The sequence below is a fragment of the Mesobacillus subterraneus genome, assembly GCF_020524355.2.
Taxonomy (GTDB): domain Bacteria; phylum Bacillota; class Bacilli; order Bacillales; family Cytobacillaceae; genus Mesobacillus; species Mesobacillus subterraneus_C.
This window is the reverse complement of record NZ_CP129019.1, coordinates 203,899-221,062: the sequence shown is the minus strand read 5'-3', so window position 1 is coordinate 221,062 and position 17,164 is coordinate 203,899. Positions and strand designations below refer to the sequence as shown.

Below are 17,164 nucleotides of genomic sequence, written 5' to 3'. Positions count from 1 at the left end.
TTTACACCCCGAGAATTGGCAGGATATCAGCCATTTTTTCTAAAATGTAATCTGGCTTGTATTCCTCTAGATGCTCTCTTCCCTTGATCGACCAGGCAACTCCGGCCGTCACTGTGCCAGCATTTTTGCCGCCTAGGATGTCATGGTGGTTATCTCCGACCATGATCGCTCGGTCTGGCGAGGAACCAAGCTGGTCTAGAGCTTTTAATAACGGCTCCGGATCTGGCTTCGCTTTTTCAACGTGGTCAAGCGCGACGACAACCTCGAAAAACTCGTCCAATCCTGTCAGCTTCAAGCCCATCTGGACAACGTCCGACATCTTGGTCGTGACGATTCCAAGGTGGAAACCGTTCTCTTTAAGAGTCCTAACCGTTTCGTACACACCTTCAAAGCTTTTAACCATAAGGTCATGGTTTCCACGATTGTAAGTACGGTAAGTAGTGATCATTTCCTCGTAACCTTCGGGATTCATCGCCTCGAAGGTTTCCTTTAGCGACGGCCCCAAGAACGGAAGAACATCCTCCCGTTTGTACTGGCCTGGATAATAAGTCTCCATGGTGTGGAGAAAGGATGAAATGATCAGTTCGTTTGTATCAATCAGAGTCCCGTCAAGATCGAACAGGACCGTATCTATGTTATTGCTCATATGCTGCTTCCTTTCTTTTTGCGATGTCAGCTCGGTTCCAGATAATCGCGACTGTTATTGTCAATAATATTGCCACACCAAGGCGGATTAACAACAGCGGCAGGACTGGAATACCAAGCGGAACGAAAATCAATGTATCTTCAACGACGGCGTGGCAGGCAACGAGGAAAATGAATGCCAGCGTGACATCCTTTTTGCTGACTCCATCCTCCTGGACTGCCTGGATCATCACGCCTGCGCCATACGCAAGCCCGATCAGCAGGTCGGCTGCCATGGTCGTCGAGGTGTTCTCCTTCATACCAAGCGCTCTTGTTGCCGGTGCCATCCATCTTGAAAAAACAGCAAGCCATTGCTTATCCTTCATGATTTGCACGACGACCATCAAGGGGATGACGATGATGGCCAGCTGGAATATGCCGATTCCCGCCTTGGTGATGCCATCAAGCAAAATCGCTCCCCATCCAGTGACCTCTTCACTTTTAGAAGGGACCATGCCATATTGTGCCATTTCAGAACCGCCGTTCCAAACAAGATTGATGACGACTGCAGATATAAACGCAAGTCCGAGCCGGACCAGGACTATGATCCACAGCTTGACGCCAACCTTGACGGCCACACTGGATTCAACAAGCATATTATGTGAAAAGCTCAGCATCACTGCAATGATGAATACTTCTTTTACCGACAAATCAAGCGTCAGGATCGCTCCGATGGCCGCGTATAAGTTAAGGAAGTTCCCGATGACAAGCGGGATCGCTGCATCTCCTGACAAACCGAGCAGCTTCATCAACGGCGTAATCAATTCGATTATCCACGGAAGAACAGGTGTATATTGAAGGATTGAAACAATCAGAGTGACAGGGAAAATGACTTTCCCGAGCGCCCAAGTCGTATTCAAGCCAACCATCAACCCTCTTTTCAATGTAGAACCCATCGAAGCATCTCTCCCATTTTTCAGCCTTAATTCATTTTATTTATAGGGCTTCTTTTTTAGTAATCCGAAATTCTAGCTATCTAAATACCGTACTTTGGAATAACCTTTGACTCTTCTGTAAATCCATAGGCCGATGGCAAAAACAATCAATGCAATCGAGATTGTCTGGGCAATCCGCAATGATTCCGTCAGCATCAAGCTGTCCGTCCGCATTCCTTCAACAAAGAAGCGGCCGATTGAATACCAGATGACATAGCTGAGGAAAATCTCCCCGCGTCCCAGATTCACTCTGCGCAATGACATGAGCAGGATAAAACCAAGCAAATTCCAGACCGATTCATATAAAAACGTTGGATGATAGTATGTTTCATTAATATACATCTGGTTGATGATGAATTCAGGAAGGTGCAGGTTCTCCAAAAACGCCCTTGTTACTTCCCCGCCATGCGCTTCCTGGTTCATGAAGTTGCCCCAGCGGCCGATTGCCTGTCCGAGGATGATGCTTGGCGCTGCGATATCCGCCAGCTTCCAGAAAGAAACATTCCTCGACTTCGTAAAGAAATAAGCAGTGGCAACGGAACCGATCAACGCACCGTGTATCGCGATTCCGCCATTCCAGACTTTGAAAATCTCGCCTGGATACTGGCTGTAGTAATCCCACTGGAAGATTACATAGTAAAGCCTTGCAGATAGAATTGCGATCGGTATCGCCCAAAGCATTAGATCCGCAAAGATATCTTTTGGCAGACCGCGGCGGTCAGCTTCACGCATCGCAATCCATAAGGCAAGCGCGATTCCTACTCCGATGATGACGCCATACCAGTGCACCTCGATCGGCCCAAGCGAAAAGGCAACCGGGTCGAGATTGGCTGAATATTTTTCTCCATATCATTTCCCCTTTTTCACAAGAAAAGCGCAAGCGCCTTATCCAGCCCCGACAAGCGCTGGAGGGCCGACCGGTGAAGTCGCTCTTTGACTTCACCTGAGCGAACTGAAGCGACTCGAGGGGCTAGGCGCTGAAGCTGGACAATTCTCGAAGTGAATTTATATATACATAATAAATAAAAAAATTAGTCATACCAGCACTTTGGCTGTTCTTAATCAAACGTTTGATTAAGGCTTACATCTAGGTTCATGAGGGCGTTTGAAAAAGAGTACCCAATTCATTCAGTCAAAAATTTTGAAACACTGGCTTACTTTTTAATGTTCGTCATGATCGCCGTCTTCAATGACGTCTGACAGCCTGGTGGTGAATTGTTCAGCCGCATTGACGCCCATGCGCTTCAGCCTGAAGTTCATTGCTGCTACCTCGATAATGACAGCGAGATTTCGGCCTGGGCGGACTGGGATCGTCAGCTTTGTTATATCGGTGTCGAGAATTTTCATTTTCTCTTCATCAAGGCCAAGTCTGTCATATGATTTTTTCTGGTCCCAAATCTCAAGGTCAATAATCAGGGAAATCCGTTTATGTGAACGTACAGCACCAGCACCGAACAAGGTCATCACATTGATGATGCCTACGCCGCGGATTTCGAGTAGATGCTCAATTAAATCTGGTGAGTTCCCAACCAGTGTCCCGATATCCTCCTGACGGATTTCAACGCAGTCATCCGCTACGAGACGGTGTCCCCTCTTGACCAATTCCAGCGCGGTTTCACTTTTACCGACTCCGCTCTTGCCGGTGATCAGGACGCCGATTCCATAAAGGTCTACCAGTACCCCATGGACTGCAGTCGTAGGGGACAGCTTGCTTTCAAGATAGTTAGTCAGATGACTCGAAAGCCTCGTTGTTTTTTGCTTCGAGCGCAAGAGAGGAACTGACTCCCTTTCTGCTGCTTCGACCAGTTCATCAGGGACCTCCATGTCTCTTGTGACAATGATTCCTGGCGTAATATCGGTACAAAGCTTTTCCATTCGCTCCACTCTGTCACGAGGATTCAATTTTTCAAAGAAGGTCAACTCGGTTTTTCCGAGAAGCTGCAGGCGCTCCGCAGGATAATATTCAAAATAACCAGCGATTTCTAGCCCTGGTCTTGAAATATCTGTCGTCGTGATCGGACGATTGATTCCTTCCTCTCCACTGACCAATTCCATGTCGAATTTCTTGATGAGGTCTTTAGTACGGACTTTAGGCAAAGAAGTTCCTCCTTTATTAGAACGGTAATTTCCACATGATAACAATACCTTTTATTTTAGCACTTTTTCATGCAGAACCAAATATATGGAGCTAAAAAACAGCTTGATTGAGCAGTGATCATTAAAATTGGTATTATCCACCTTTGACCGCTAGTACCAAAACTATATTTTTTATAAAAGGTATAGACAACTATACAGTAGACTTGTTATCATCAAATTGTAAGCGAATTCATTCATTTTTGATTATTCTATATTAAGAGGGGGAAACACCATGCGTAATGAAGAACGCCTGGCAAGAGAAATACTTGAGCAGCTTGGCGGCCCGAACAATATTGCTGATGTTGCATCGTGCATGACACGCCTGCGAGTCAAGCCGGCAGACTACAGCAAAGTAAATCTTGCAGGCATCAAGAAAATTGATGGCGTGCTCGGTGTCGTTGAGGAAGAAACATTACAGATTATTTTGGGACCTGGGATTGTCACCAAAGTGGCCAATGAAGTTTCCGAGATTACCGGCAAGACTTCAAGATTAGTAGATGAAGATGACCCGAATCCTTTTGAAGGACTTGCGGGCCGCACGAAGGATGATTTGAACAAGAAAAACGCGACTCCGTTCAAGCTATTCCTGCGCAGAATCGCCAGCATTTTCATTCCGCTGATTCCGGCGATTGTCGCTTCCGGTTTAATTGCTGGAATTACGAATGTCATTGTCCGTTCTGGTGCTGATCCTGAATCGTCCATGATCCAGATTCTTAACCTGATCGGCTGGGGTATCTTCGGTTATCTTGGTGTATTCGTTGGTATCAATACCGCACGCGAATTCGGAGGCTCACCAGCCCTTGGCGGTGCCGCCGGTATTTTAATCATCAATCCAGGACTGGCGAACATCACCTTGTTTGGCGAAGCGCTCGTACCGGGACGTGGCGGTTTGATCGGTGTCATGCTTGCAGCGGTTTTCATCGCAATGCTTGAAAAACGAATCAGGAAATTCGTACCGTCTTCATTGGATATTATCTTCACTCCTACACTATCATTATTGATTACTGGTGTTGCTACATTATTCGTGCTTCAGCCTGTCGGAGGTTTCGTTTCTGACCTGATCACTAAGGGCTTGCTTGGCCTCATTGACATGGGCGGTATTTTTGCAGGTCTGATCCTTGCTGGAACATTCCTTCCGCTAGTTGTCACTGGTTTGCACCAGGGCTTGACTCCTGTGCATATGGAATTGATCAATACGATTGGTGATGACCCGCTGCTGCCAATCCTCGCAATGGGCGGTGCAGGCCAGGTTGGTGCGGCATTCGCGATTTATTTTAAGACGAAGAATGAGAGACTTAAAAAGGTCATTAAAGGCGGACTGCCAGTTGGTATGCTTGGCATCGGCGAACCGCTTATTTTCGGTGTTACCCTGCCACTTGGGCGTCCGTTCATCACTGCCTGTCTAGGGGCAGCAGTCGGCGGAGCATTCCAGGCATTCTTTAAAATCGCAACGATTGCCATCGGCGTATCGGGTATCCCGCTTGCATTCCTTGTCCATACAAATCAAATACTGCTTTACTTGCTTGGACTTCTGATTGCCTACGTATTCGGGTTCATCTTCACGTGGACATTCGGCTTCAAGGAAGAAATGGCTAAAGGTATCTAGAATGCAAATAAAGAAAAGGAGGAGAGCTATTTTCCTCCTTTCTTCTATTCTATTAACTTCTCTTGATTGGAGGGATTGCCCATGATTGGCATTTCCGTATATTTGAAAAAGGATAGGATGGAGAAAAATGCTGTCTGGATCGAACAAGCGGCTCAATACGGACTGAATTCCATCTTTACCTCCTTGCATATTCCTGAAGATAATCCAGCTGAGTACAAAGAACTTTTACAAATGCTATGTTCCCTGGCGAAAAAGCACAACATGGAGCTGATGGCTGATGTATCTCCCAGCTCAATGGAGTACCTTGGGCTCGATTGGAATCATTACGATGAGATTCTTCACTGGGGATTATCAGGAATCAGGGCTGATTATGGATTCACATCACAGCAGATCGCGGAGCTTTCGCATAAAATGAAGATAGGCATTAACGCCAGCACGGTAACTAGAGTAGAACTTCTGGAATGGATTGAAGCGGGTTTGAATACCGAGAATGTTGAGGCCTGGCATAATTTTTACCCAAGGCCTGAAACAGGATTGGACAAGGAATTCTTAATTGAAAGAAATAATATGTTCCGTTCATTCGGCATTACGACGATGGCTTTCGTTCCTGGGGACAAGGATTTACGCGGACCTGTATTTGCTGGTCTCCCAACACTTGAAAAGCACCGGAGCCAGCTGCCTCACATAGCTGCTGCAGAACTGATGGGCTCTTGTTTTACACATAAAATTTTGATTGGGGATCATGCTGCAACGGACGAACAGCTGGAGTTACTAGCTTTTCTGGGAAAAAAAATCATTCCGCTGCGGATCGATGCCGCAAGCCCGGAGCATTCCGAATTATTGAGCAGGCCGCTGACAAACCGGATGGATCCCGCCCGCGATGTCATCAGGGCGGTTGAATCACGCTCCTTTGCTTCGATAGGAGAAAAAAAGATTCCACCTTCCAATCAGCACGAAAGGCTGCGCGGGACGATCACCATCGACAATGAGCTATACGGACGGTATGCTGGCGAATTACAAATCGCCTTAAATGACCTTCCACCTGATGAAAAAGTGAATTGCATTGGTAAAGTAATACATGAAGACCTGCCATTGCTAGATGAGATCAAGGCAGGACAAAAATTTCAATTGATTATGAGGGATGGACATGGAAATCGCAAAGCTTAATACAGAACAGCAAAACCCAAAAACAATGAATATCGACTTGATGTCAACAGAGGAAATCATCACCGTCATCAACCAGGAGGACACCCTCGTTCCGAATGTGCTCGCAAGGCAGGTTCCGAACATTTCGGAGGTTGTTGACAGGATTGTCTCTGCCTTTAAAATTGGTGGCCGTCTGATCTATATCGGTGCAGGGACTTCGGGCCGACTCGGAATCATCGATGCTTCCGAATGCCCTCCGACGTTCGGAACCGACCCGGGGCTTGTTGTTGGAATTATTGCAGGCGGCAAGGAAGCGATGACCGATGCGCTTGAGGGTGTCGAGGATGACAAACAGCAAGGTCAGGCTGATCTGGTCAATATCAATCTTACCGCTGATGATATCGTTGTCGGAATCGCTGCCAGCGGGCGCACCCCTTATACAATCGGCGCACTGGAGTATGCAAAGGAAATCGGTGCCCTGACTGTATCCGTCGTTTGCAGCAAGGATTCTGAAATGGAGAAAATCTCCGACCACACCATCTCGGCAGTCGTCGGTCCAGAAGTGATTACCGGTTCCACAAGGATGAAAGCCGGTACTGCCCAGAAGTTGGTTTTGAACATGCTCTCCACCGCTTCAATGATCAAACTCGGCAAAGTGTATGGGAACTTAATGGTGGATGTCCAGATGACAAACGAAAAACTACATAACCGTGCCGTCAATATCGTCAAGATGGCTACCGGAGCCTCTGATGAGGAAGCAAGAGCCGCAATCAAGGAACAAAACTATCATACAAAAGCTGCCATCCTCCAAATTACAACAGGACTTAAGGGTACCGAAGCAAAGGAACTGTTGGAAAAACATGATGGCTACCTGCGGGACGCCATCAGAGAGTTTTACAAAGGATGACCAGAATAATCTTGTCTATACCACTTTTTTATTCGTTACTCACAAGACATTCTGGTATAGACAACCCTAGTAGGTATTTGTATAATATAAGTGACAGAGGGTAAAGAAAAAAGAACAGGACATAACTTTCAGGTGATAGAAAATGAAGGATTTAATGCTGATTAACGCCAGCGTTTTAACGGAAAAGGGCATCATTGAAAAAGGATACATTTATATAAAGAATGGAAAGATTGCCGAAACAGGACAGGCCTCCTCCCTCCCCCAACGTCAGGCGGAGGTCATCGAGCTTCATGAGGACAGCATTGTCGTTCCGGGATTCATCGATGTGCACATCCACGGTGCTGGCGGGGCCGATACGATGGATGCAACCACGGATGCATTGGCGACGATGGCTTCAATCCTGCCAGATGAAGGAACAACAAGCTTCCTGGCAACGACCATCACCCAGGAACAAAAGGCAATCATGAGAGCATTGGAAAATGCTGCTGATTATATCAGTCATCATAACAATCCAGGTAAAGCGGAGGTACTCGGTCTCCATTTGGAAGGACCTTTCATCAACGAAACCCGCAAAGGGGCTCAGCCTGCCGAACACATCACCACACCTGATATTGAGCTTTTTGTGAGAATGCAGGAGGCTTCCGGCAATAACATCAGACTGGTGACGCTTGCTCCGGAAAAAGAAAATGGCTGCGAACTTATTGAATACCTGGCTGAAAATGATGTCATTGCCTCGGTTGGCCATTCGGATGCCACGTACGTGCAGATGGCTGAAGCCGTGAAGGCAGGAGCTACCCATGTGACCCATTTGTTCAATGGCATGCGCGGGATGCACCACCGGGATCCAGGCGTTGCTGGTGCCGCCTTGCTTTTTGATGAATTAAAAATAGAAATGATTGCAGACGGAATCCATGTCGTACCCGAAATGCTTCGTCTTTCGATTCGCACCAAAGGAAGTGATGGTGTCATTTTAATCACCGACTCCATGCGAGCGAAATGCCTTAAAAATGGCAGCTATGATCTCGGCGGGCAGGAAGTCAGTGTTGCCGATGGAAAAGCACTTTTAGCAGATGGCACACTGGCTGGCAGCATTTTAAAAATGAAAGACTCTTTGAAAAACATGATGAAATTCGCAGGCATCAGTCTTGAAGAAGCAGTGAAGCTAGCCTCTGAGAATCCCGCGAGGCAGCTGAAGGTTTTTGACCGGAAAGGAAGCATTGCTTCAGGAAAAGATGCAGACCTCGTTGTCCTTGACCAGAACCATGAGGTTACCATGGCGTTTTGCCGCGGAGTTGCGAGTTACACCCGTTAAATTCAGCTTTGAAAGAGGTGATGACGTTGAAACTGATTACAACTTCAAATTACGAGAAGCTTAGCCAACAAGCTGCAGAGGAAATCATCTCACGAATTAAGAGAAATCCAGCGCTCAACCTCGGACTTGCAACCGGGAGCACACCAACAGGCCTTTATCAGGAACTCATCAACGACCATAAGCAGAACAAGACCTCCTATAAAGAAATCAACACGTTCAATTTGGATGAATATATCGGCATTTCGAAAAAAGACCATCATAGCTATCACTACTTTATGTGTGAACATTTATTCGAGCACATTGACATTCCACTTGAACAGACTCATATTCCAGATGGCACAGCAAAGGATTTGAATGAGGAATGCAGACGCTATGAACAGTTCATTAATGAGCATGGCGGCATCAACCTGCAAATTCTCGGAATTGGTCAGAACGGACATATTGGTTTTAACGAGCCAGGAACATCCTTTGATAGCAGAACGCATATCATACACCTCGCCGATAGCACGCGGAAGGCAAACTCAAGATTTTTCGAATCATTGGAAGACGTTCCTACGCAGGCAGTTACCATGGGGATTGCCTCGATTATGGACAGCAAGGAAATCTTCCTGCTTGTTTCCGGTGCTTCAAAGGCAAAAGCACTCGCACGTTTAATGAATGGCGACGTCAATGAGGAATTCCCTGCCTCGGCTCTCAAAAACCATGGAAATGTCACGATTTTCGCTGATAAAGATGCGACAGCATTGCTCTAAGCATCTTCTGAAAAATTGCAAGCAGTCAGGAGAATGACCTATGATTGATAAAAAATCACCAATACCTATTTACCACCAGCTCGAGGAGTATATAAAAGCCCAAATCGATAATGGCGACCTCCAGCCTGATGAAGCGATCCCCTCCGAACGTGTCTATGCCGATATGTTCCAGATCAGCAGGATGACGATTCGACAGGCATTGACGAATCTTGTGAATGACGGGTATTTGTACCGACAAAAAGGCAAAGGCACGTTCGTGAACAAAAAGAAAGTCGAACAGCGCCTTCAGGGACTGACAAGTTTCACAGAAGATATGAAAGAACGCGGACTTACCCCTGGAAGCAGACTGGTTTCATTTGAAATCATTCCGTCCGGCCGGGAAATAGCCGAGCGCCTCAAGCTCAGTGAAAATACACCAGTATATGAAATCAAACGTGTCAGGCTTGCAGACAATGTACCGATGGCCCTCGAGACCACCTATCTCCCGGCTAATCTCGTCAAAGGATTGACAGAGGAAATCATCAACCAATCACTTTACAAGTATATTGAAGAAAAATTATTGCTTACCATTCACGAAGCCACCCAGCAAATCGAAGCTTCTATCGCAAAGGAACAGGAACTGCGCCTGCTTGAAATCGAAAAAGGCTCCCCTGTCCTGCTGATTCTCAGGACTTCCCATTTAAAGGACGGCACTCCATTCGAATTCGTTAAGTCAGCCTATCGTGCTGACCGTTACAAATTTGTGCACACGATGCAGCGTGGGTGATTATCTAAAGAGATCCTATCCGGGTCTCTTTTTTCAATTATGATTCAATAATTCTTCACGAAATGTCGAAAAGGAAATTAACATTCAGCTTATTTCCGTGGAAATAATCGAACCCTCTTGTCGAAATAATTCACTGATTAGCTTAAAATGGGGGGAATAAATAAAGAAGGGGTAGATACCATGCTAAAGAATTTCCAAATTGATGATCACGTCAAGAATCAAATGACGGATGAAATAAAAAGATATTTCCTTGAGGAACGCGGTGAAGAGCTAGGAGACCTTGCAGCCCTGCTGATCCTTGAATTTATTGCCGACAAGCTAGCTCCTCATTTTTATAACAACGGAATTCAGGATGCCCATGAATTCATGTCACAGAGAGTAGAAGATATTTTCGAATTAAATAAGTGATTTTATGCTCTACGCGGGTGAAGGAAGGCTTCATCCCTTTTTTCCATATTGGTTTCTAATAGGAAATCCAGTGTGAAAACAGCCTATATCTGCTATCGCTATGTCCTTTTTCCGACTTTAGTCATATATATACTGGTGAGGAAATCTTTTATCGGAAGGTGTGAAAATAGTGAAGATCATGCTAGATGCTGGGCATGGCTATAACACCCCGGGTAAGCGAAGTCCTGATGGTATGAGAGAATATGAGTTTAACAGGGCTGTGGCGAACTATGCAAAACAGCTGCTGGCAGACTATACGAATGTCACAGTGTATTTTTCTCATTCCGATCAGCGAGATGTGTCATTGAAGGCCAGGACAGATAAGGCAAACAACCTGAATGTGGATATATTTGTTTCAATCCATGCCAATGCTTTTGGCAGCGGCGGCTGGAACAATGTCGGCGGTATTGAAACATATGTCTATCCTTCCAGGCCACCTGTGGCTTACCAGTTAGCCCAAAAGATCCAGCGCAATCTTATCATCTCTACGGGTCTCGACAACCGTGGTGTAAAAACTGCCGATTTCCATGTGCTAAGGGAAACGAAAATGGATGCCGTGCTAGTGGAATGCGGATTCATGACGAATCTCAATGAAGTTAAGCTATTGCGCTCTGAAACATATCGCAGAACGGTGGCTGAAGGCATCGTTAAAGCATTGGCAGAGCAATTCAAACTGCAGAGAAAGGCCAATGCCCCTGCTGCTCCTCCACCCGCCAAATCCCCTGCGGCAAACAAGAAAGACGGACTATATAAGGTCCAGGCAGGAGCATTTGATGATGAGCAAAACGCTAAAGACCTGGCTGAGCGTTTAAAGAAAGCCGGCTTTGATGTCTATATTGATAAAGAATAGATTAAAAGCCGACACATATGTGACGGCCTTTTTCCTAGTCTTTTGAATCTCGCAAAAACGTGTTCTGGATAATCAAGTTCGCAACTGACATGATGATCGCCGTTAGCAGTGCCATGCCAAAACTGGATATCTCAAATGAACTCCCCATCAAACTATCCGTCAGCATCAGTGTGATCGCATTGATGACAAACAAGAATAGTCCCAAACTGAGCACCGTTACAGGGAGCGTCAGCAGAATCAAGATCGGTTTAACGAGAACATTCAATATCGAGAGAAGGAAACTGGCTCCCAAAGCAGCGCCGAAACCAGATAGATAAATCTCATTTTCGAAATAACCAGCAAGAGCCATAAAGAGAACGGCGTTAATGATAATTCCTAACAACCATCTCATATTTTAATACCCTTCCCTGTTTGGCAGTACAAACACAAGCACAAGGTAAATCATAGCCATCGGAAAGAATGCCGTACTGAACGTCAAGATTACAAACAATATGCGTAACAGTGCCGCGCTCATCCCAAATGACTGGGCCATTCCCCCAAGCACCCCTGCCAGCATTCGATTTTTACGTGAGCGGGTTAATTTCATTCCTTTCACCCTTCCTATTTCCACAATACTATTGGATTAATTTCTTAACTGAGATCGAGCCCGTTTTTGTATCCGTATGCAGTCTGACAGCTTTTTGGCCTGAATCAGCTGGCTTGAAGCGAAGGTTTTTTTGGACCATGTCACTCTTCTCCTCAACAACCTGTATGCCATCTAGTTCAATCGTAAAGCCCCCAAGGTTCGATTTCAATTCACCGCTGGCTGGTGTTTTCTCTGGCAGGAAGACTTCGATGCTTCCAGTAGTCGCCTTCACTTCCACACTTTCGCAATCATGATTATTCACTGTGCAAGTCACGTTTCCATTGAAAGACTGAAGATCGACGTTGTCAAAAGAACCATCAGCCTTGATTGCCCCATTGATCGTTTCAGCCTCAAGGTCCTTGATTGCGCTTCTGGAGATGTTGATTTGCCCATTTGCTGTTTCAGTTTCCAGCTTGCCGCACTCAAAATTCCCAAGCAACACTTTCCCGTTTGCTGTCTTTGCCCGGCAATCCTTTGCTGTTAAGTTTTCACCTTCGATGGATCCATTAAACAAACGGATTCGAACATTTTCATATTCTTCTTTTGGAATATGGATGACCGCATCCACCTTCATCCACTTCTGCTGGACTGAAAAACGGAGCTTCTGATTTTCGATTGTGAAGATGGCGTCCTCTAAAAACTTCCTGCGCGCTTCATCCTGGTTTTCCACACGATATACTTTTGCGCTGCACTCGATACGCACATCCTTTTGTTCCCATGGCAGAACTTTTACCGATCCGTTCGCCATATCAATATCAACCTGGTTCAGATACGCATCGCCTTGCTGGAAAATATGAGAGATATCAACCGACTGGCCAAAATTAAGATCCAAATCGAAATCCTTAATTTTCTTAAATGCTGAATCGACAAAATCCAGCACCTTGTCTTTCATAGAGTTAAATTTGTAAGTATTGAAGTCTTCCTTTTTGAACTCTTCTTTCTTTCCTTCTTCAAACTTTACATCCGTTGACAGATACGCAGAGTTTGCCTGCTGCTGCGTATTTCCCTGCTCCATCTGCTCGATTAAAAATAAAGCTTCATCAACTGTCATTTTTCCTTCTTCAACAAGCTTGAGAATCCGTTTCCGTTCTTCCTTCATATGGTTTATCCCCCTCATTTTATATTAAGTACTTTTATTCCTTTAACCAGGTTCCAAATTAATACGATGAAACTCAATATGACCATTAATATAGCGCTGCTGAACATGAGTACAGGGAAATCTCCCGTTCCTCCATTCATATCGATGATCACAGCAACTAAAATAAGCGGCAGCGGAATCAACGGAATCAGGTGTGACAACAGCGCCTTCTTCGCATGAATCTTTACATCCTCATCATCTGATGCAAAATAAGCAACCAAAGGAAACAAAATCCCAGCAAACATAACACTGAAATAGCACAATGCAGACAGAATCCTTTTCGTATCCATCCTCTTCATCTCCTTAAAAATTAATACGCTCGAGAACCAGAGAAGTTTCATTTCTTTATGAAAATAGTTCGACAAAATCCGAAGTAAACCTTGTCTAAATCGCGTTTCAGCTAGTGAAAGTTGTGTGAATGAGGTGGATAGGGGTTTTCCTTGGAATATAGCGGCGGAGCAAATTGAGTCATGGCTTCATTGGTGATTTCTTTTGTTACTTTTTGCAGTTTCGGGTGTTAATGGACTTATTTGGTGACCTTTTTTTATTTTCTCGCAGTTTCAGGAGCCTACGGGCTTGTTTGGTGACACCTCAAGTATTTTCGGGTACCAATGGGATTCTTTGGTGACCTCTTTTATCATTTTCATGCGCCAATGGACTTATTTGGTGACCTTTTATTCTATTTTCTCGCATTTCCCGGCGCCAATGAGCTTCTTTGGTGATAGCTATCGCAGTTTCGGGCACCTATTTGCTTTATTTGAGCGGTATTTTTACTCTAAAACTTTAACTGGAAAAATTATTCTCTTACTCATCTCCATTAATTGCGTGAACAATCATGATAATTGCTTACAGATTGGTGTTAATTGCACAATTTTTGATCATAATTGCACAGTTATTGATAATAATCGCACCGTTTACCTATTATTGGAAACGAGGTCCGCTTCATAAAAAAGAAAACCCTTCCTAATGGAAGGGCTATGCATTGCTTGTACTCTTTTCTTTTTCCGCTATTTGTTCTTTCATCCGCAGTCTGTCGCGTTCCAAAATCGGCTTCAGGTACCTGCCGGTATAGGATTCCTCAACTTCGGCGATTTTTTCCGGTGTTCCAGTGGCGACGATTGTTCCGCCGCGGTCACCGCCTTCAGGTCCGAGGTCGACGATGTAGTCGGCAGCTTTGATTACATCGAGATTATGCTCGATCACGAGTACGGTGTCGCCATTTTCAACGAGACGCTGCAGGACTGTCAGCAGGCGGGCAATGTCATCGACATGCAAGCCCGTTGTTGGCTCGTCCAAAATATACAGTGAACGGCCGGTCGAACGGCGGTGCAGCTCGGAAGCCAGCTTGACGCGTTGCGCTTCCCCTCCTGAAAGGGTCGTCGCTGGCTGGCCAAGTGTGATATAGCCTAGTCCGACATCGTATATCGTCTGCAGCTTGCGGGCAATCTTTGGGATGTTCGCGAAGAACTCCACCGCTGCCTCAACGGTCATATCTAGGATATCGGAAATGTTTTTGCCTTTGTACTTTACTTCCAAAGTCTCGCGGTTGTAGCGTTTGCCATGACAGACTTCACATGGGACGTACACATCAGGAAGGAAGTGCATCTCTATCTTGATGATTCCGTCGCCGCGGCAGGCTTCACAGCGACCGCCTTTAACGTTAAAGCTGAAGCGTCCCTTTTTATAGCCGCGGACCTTGGCTTCATTGGTCGATGCGAACACATCGCGGATGTCATCAAACACGCCAGTGTAGGTAGCAGGGTTGGATCTTGGTGTACGGCCGATCGGCGACTGATCAATATCGATGACCTTATCAAGGTGATCGACACCTTTGATTTCCCTGAATTCCCCTGGCTTGCTTTTTGCCCGGTGAATTTTCATCGCAAGCGATTTGTGCAGGATTTCATTGATCAATGTGCTTTTACCAGAACCGGAAACACCCGTCACGGCCATGAAGGTTCCAAGCGGGAACTTCACATTGACATTTTTAAGATTGTTTTCCTTTGCCCCTTTGATTTCGATATAACGGCCATCCGGTTTGCGGCGCTCGAGTGGCAGCGGGATGAACTTTTTACCAGACAGGTATTGGCCAGTCAGTGAGTTTGCATCATTCATTACCTCTGCTGGGGTTCCCTGCGAGATGATTTCACCGCCATGGGACACCTGCTCCAGGACCGATATCAATCAGATGGTCCGCCGCGAGCATCGTATCTTCGTCATGCTCGACGACAATCAGCGTATTGCCAATATCCCGCATGTTTTTCAGCGTATCGATCAGCCGGTCATTATCGCGCTGATGCAGCCCGATGGATGGCTCATCAAGGATATACAGGACACCAGTGAGGCGTGAGCCAATCTGGGTTGCCAGCCTGATTCGCTGGGCCTCACCACCGGAAAGCGTTCCAGCCGCACGGCTCATCGTCAGGTAATCCAATCCTACATTGATCAGGAAGCCAAGGCGTTCCGTAATCTCACGGAAAATCATATTAGCAATCTTCATTTCTTTTTCCGTTAGTTCAAGGCTCTGGAAAAATCGTTGCGCATCCTCAACAGACAACTCTGTGATTTCTCCGATATGGCGCCCATCCACAAGGACAGCAAGAGTTTCACGCTTCAGCCTGTATCCTTTACAGGTTGGGCACGCGTGCTCTCCCATATACTTCTCCATCTGTTCGCGGATATAGTCCGAACTGGTTTCCTTATAACGGCGTTCGATATTTTTAAGGACACCTTCGAAAACAATATAGTTTTCACGGACCTGTCCCCAATCATTTTCATAACGGAAATAGATCCGGTCTTTTTCTGAGCCGTAAAGAACCTTGTCCATCTCGTGATCAGGAAGGTCCTTTACTGGGACATCCATGTCAATTCCAAAATGGTTGCAGACTGCTTCTAGCAGCTGCGGGTAATATTGTGAGCTTGTCGGTTCCCAGGGAGCAATGGCATGCTGTTTTAATGAAAGCTCCTTATTCGGAACGACTAAATCAACGTCGACTTCGAGCTTTGCACCGAGGTCATCACATTCTGTGCAGGCGCCGAACGGGCTGTTGAACGAGAACATCCGGGGCTCTAGCTCGCCAATCGAGAAGCCGCAAATCGGGCAGGCATGGTTTTCGCTGAACATTAGTTCTTCTTCACCGATGACGTCAATGAGAACATTTCCGTCGCCGAGCTTGAGTGCTGCTTCCATCGAGTCCGCCAGACGGGCAGCGATGCCTTCCTTGATGACAATCCTGTCAATGACGACCTCAATCGAATGCTTTTTGTTTTTCTCCAGCTCGATCTCGTCTCCAAGGTCATGCATCTCACCGTCAATACGGACACGGACATAGCCTTGCTTTTTCACATCTTCAAGAACTTTGGCGTGCGTTCCCTTCCTTCCGGATACAAGCGGAGCAAGGATCTGCAGCTTTGTTCTTTCAGGATATTCGAGCACACGGTCGACCATTTGCTCGATCGTCTGTGAAGAAATTTCTATATTGTGCACCGGGCAGGTTGGACGTCCCACCCTGGCGAATAACAAACGCAAATAATCATAAATCTCAGTCACCGTTCCAACTGTTGAACGGGGGTTTCTGCTCGTTGTTTTCTGGTCGATGGAAATGGCCGGGGACAATCCCTCGATCGAATCGACATCCGGCTTGTCCATCTGGTCGAGGAATTGGCGCGCATAGGCAGATAATGATTCTACGTAACGGCGCTGCCCTTCAGCGTAGATGGTATCGAATGCCAGCGAGGACTTTCCTGAACCGGAAAGTCCTGTCAGCACAACAAGCTTGTCTCTCGGAATGGTGACATCTATATTTTTTAAATTATGGGCTCTGGCGCCTTTGACAACCAATTTATCCATAGCCATTCTA

The 17,164-nt window shown here is 46.0% G+C and carries 15 protein-coding genes and 2 pseudogenes; 8 read left to right on the top strand and 9 right to left on the bottom strand.

What is annotated here, in order from left to right; translation table 11 throughout:
* Position 1 precedes the first annotated feature (1 nt).
* From ppaX to hprK, 4 genes and pseudogenes are all read right to left on the bottom strand, one after another.
* Entirely contained in the window at positions 2–646 is a 645-nt protein-coding gene (gene ppaX / locus LC048_RS00995) for a pyrophosphatase PpaX (RefSeq protein ID WP_226601657.1), read from the bottom strand.
* The gene (locus LC048_RS00990; protein ID WP_306049196.1) at positions 636–1,580 is read right to left on the bottom strand and encodes a nucleoside recognition domain-containing protein; all 945 of its coding nucleotides are present in this window, start codon (positions 1,578–1,580) and stop codon (positions 636–638) included. The genes ppaX and LC048_RS00990 overlap by 11 nt, the downstream gene beginning before the upstream one ends.
* Positions 1,581–1,652: 72 nt before the next feature.
* Positions 1,653–2,467 (bottom strand): annotated as a pseudogene (gene lgt, locus LC048_RS00985) (prolipoprotein diacylglyceryl transferase).
* A 313-nt stretch (positions 2,468–2,780) separates the two neighbouring features.
* Entirely contained in the window at positions 2,781–3,716 is a 936-nt protein-coding gene (hprK, locus tag LC048_RS00980; protein ID WP_306049194.1) for an HPr(Ser) kinase/phosphatase, read from the bottom strand.
* A gap of 271 nt (positions 3,717–3,987) precedes the next feature.
* On the opposite strand from hprK, the gene LC048_RS00975 reads away from it, so the two are divergent.
* The 8 genes from LC048_RS00975 to LC048_RS00940 all read left to right on the top strand — a co-directional run bounded on the left by LC048_RS00975 (position 3,988) and on the right by LC048_RS00940 (position 11,541).
* Positions 3,988–5,361, top strand: a complete 1,374-nt coding sequence (locus LC048_RS00975; RefSeq protein WP_226601653.1) for a PTS transporter subunit EIIC — start codon at positions 3,988–3,990, stop codon at positions 5,359–5,361.
* Positions 5,362–5,442: 81 nt separating this feature from the next.
* Positions 5,443–6,528, top strand: coding sequence for a DUF871 domain-containing protein (locus LC048_RS00970; RefSeq protein WP_226601652.1), 1,086 nt, complete (start codon positions 5,443–5,445; stop codon positions 6,526–6,528).
* The gene (murQ, locus tag LC048_RS00965) at positions 6,509–7,414 is read left to right on the top strand and encodes an N-acetylmuramic acid 6-phosphate etherase (RefSeq protein WP_306049193.1); all 906 of its coding nucleotides are present in this window, start codon (positions 6,509–6,511) and stop codon (positions 7,412–7,414) included. Before LC048_RS00970 ends, murQ begins: the two co-directional genes overlap by 20 nt.
* Before the next feature lie 142 nt (positions 7,415–7,556).
* The gene (gene nagA / locus LC048_RS00960; RefSeq protein WP_226601650.1) at positions 7,557–8,726 is read left to right on the top strand and encodes an N-acetylglucosamine-6-phosphate deacetylase; all 1,170 of its coding nucleotides are present in this window, start codon (positions 7,557–7,559) and stop codon (positions 8,724–8,726) included.
* A 26-nt stretch (positions 8,727–8,752) separates the two neighbouring features.
* The gene (nagB, locus tag LC048_RS00955; protein ID WP_371931973.1) at positions 8,753–9,478 is read left to right on the top strand and encodes a glucosamine-6-phosphate deaminase; all 726 of its coding nucleotides are present in this window, start codon (positions 8,753–8,755) and stop codon (positions 9,476–9,478) included.
* 40 nt (positions 9,479–9,518) lie between these two features.
* Positions 9,519–10,244: a GntR family transcriptional regulator gene (locus LC048_RS00950; RefSeq protein ID WP_226601648.1), complete on the top strand. Its 726-nt coding sequence runs from the start codon at positions 9,519–9,521 to the stop codon at positions 10,242–10,244.
* Positions 10,245–10,424: 180 nt separating this feature from the next.
* Positions 10,425–10,652 carry a DUF2164 domain-containing protein gene (locus LC048_RS00945; protein WP_226601647.1) on the top strand — a complete coding sequence of 76 codons (228 nt, stop codon included), beginning with the start codon at positions 10,425–10,427 and terminating at the stop codon, positions 10,650–10,652.
* A 178-nt stretch (positions 10,653–10,830) separates the two neighbouring features.
* On the top strand, positions 10,831–11,541 hold the full coding sequence (locus LC048_RS00940; RefSeq protein ID WP_264188335.1) for an N-acetylmuramoyl-L-alanine amidase: 711 nt from the start codon (positions 10,831–10,833) through the stop codon (positions 11,539–11,541).
* A gap of 34 nt (positions 11,542–11,575) precedes the next feature.
* Here the strand turns inward: LC048_RS00940 and LC048_RS00935 are convergent, their stop codons facing one another.
* The 5 genes and pseudogenes from LC048_RS00935 to uvrA all read right to left on the bottom strand — a co-directional run bounded on the left by LC048_RS00935 (position 11,576) and on the right by uvrA (position 17,160).
* Complete coding sequence (locus LC048_RS00935; protein ID WP_226601645.1) at positions 11,576–11,932, bottom strand: phage holin family protein; 357 nt, start codon at positions 11,930–11,932, stop codon at positions 11,576–11,578.
* Between the two features lie 3 nt (positions 11,933–11,935).
* Positions 11,936–12,127, bottom strand: coding sequence for a PspC domain-containing protein (locus LC048_RS00930; RefSeq protein ID WP_226601644.1), 192 nt, complete (start codon positions 12,125–12,127; stop codon positions 11,936–11,938).
* Positions 12,128–12,155: 28 nt separating this feature from the next.
* A complete protein-coding gene (locus LC048_RS00925; protein WP_226601643.1) occupies positions 12,156–13,265 on the bottom strand; it encodes a DUF4097 family beta strand repeat-containing protein in 1,110 nt (369 codons plus the stop codon).
* Between the two features lie 14 nt (positions 13,266–13,279).
* Positions 13,280–13,594: a magnetosome magnetite crystal formation protein family gene (locus LC048_RS00920; RefSeq protein ID WP_226601642.1), complete on the bottom strand. Its 315-nt coding sequence runs from the start codon at positions 13,592–13,594 to the stop codon at positions 13,280–13,282.
* A 685-nt stretch (positions 13,595–14,279) separates the two neighbouring features.
* Positions 14,280–17,160: pseudogene (gene uvrA, locus LC048_RS00915) on the bottom strand (excinuclease ABC subunit UvrA).
* Between the last annotated feature and the right edge of the window lie 4 nt (positions 17,161–17,164).

Coding starts and splice junctions, on each gene's coding strand:
- ppaX (WP_226601657.1), bottom strand. CDS start 646: ATGAGCAATAACATAGATACGGTCCTGTTCGATCTTGACGGGACTCTG.
- LC048_RS00990 (WP_306049196.1), bottom strand. CDS start 1,580: ATGGGTTCTACATTGAAAAGAGGGTTGATGGTTGGCTTGAATACGACT.
- LC048_RS00975 (WP_226601653.1), top strand. CDS start 3,988: ATGCGTAATGAAGAACGCCTGGCAAGAGAAATACTTGAGCAGCTTGGC.
- LC048_RS00970 (WP_226601652.1), top strand. CDS start 5,443: ATGATTGGCATTTCCGTATATTTGAAAAAGGATAGGATGGAGAAAAAT.
- murQ (WP_306049193.1), top strand. CDS start 6,509: ATGGAAATCGCAAAGCTTAATACAGAACAGCAAAACCCAAAAACAATG.
- nagA (WP_226601650.1), top strand. CDS start 7,557: ATGAAGGATTTAATGCTGATTAACGCCAGCGTTTTAACGGAAAAGGGC.
- LC048_RS00950 (WP_226601648.1), top strand. CDS start 9,519: ATGATTGATAAAAAATCACCAATACCTATTTACCACCAGCTCGAGGAG.
- LC048_RS00945 (WP_226601647.1), top strand. CDS start 10,425: ATGCTAAAGAATTTCCAAATTGATGATCACGTCAAGAATCAAATGACG.
- LC048_RS00940 (WP_264188335.1), top strand. CDS start 10,831: ATGCTAGATGCTGGGCATGGCTATAACACCCCGGGTAAGCGAAGTCCT.
- LC048_RS00935 (WP_226601645.1), bottom strand. CDS start 11,932: ATGAGATGGTTGTTAGGAATTATCATTAACGCCGTTCTCTTTATGGCT.
- LC048_RS00930 (WP_226601644.1), bottom strand. CDS start 12,127: ATGAAATTAACCCGCTCACGTAAAAATCGAATGCTGGCAGGGGTGCTT.
- LC048_RS00925 (WP_226601643.1), bottom strand. CDS start 13,265: ATGAAGGAAGAACGGAAACGGATTCTCAAGCTTGTTGAAGAAGGAAAA.
- LC048_RS00920 (WP_226601642.1), bottom strand. CDS start 13,594: ATGGATACGAAAAGGATTCTGTCTGCATTGTGCTATTTCAGTGTTATG.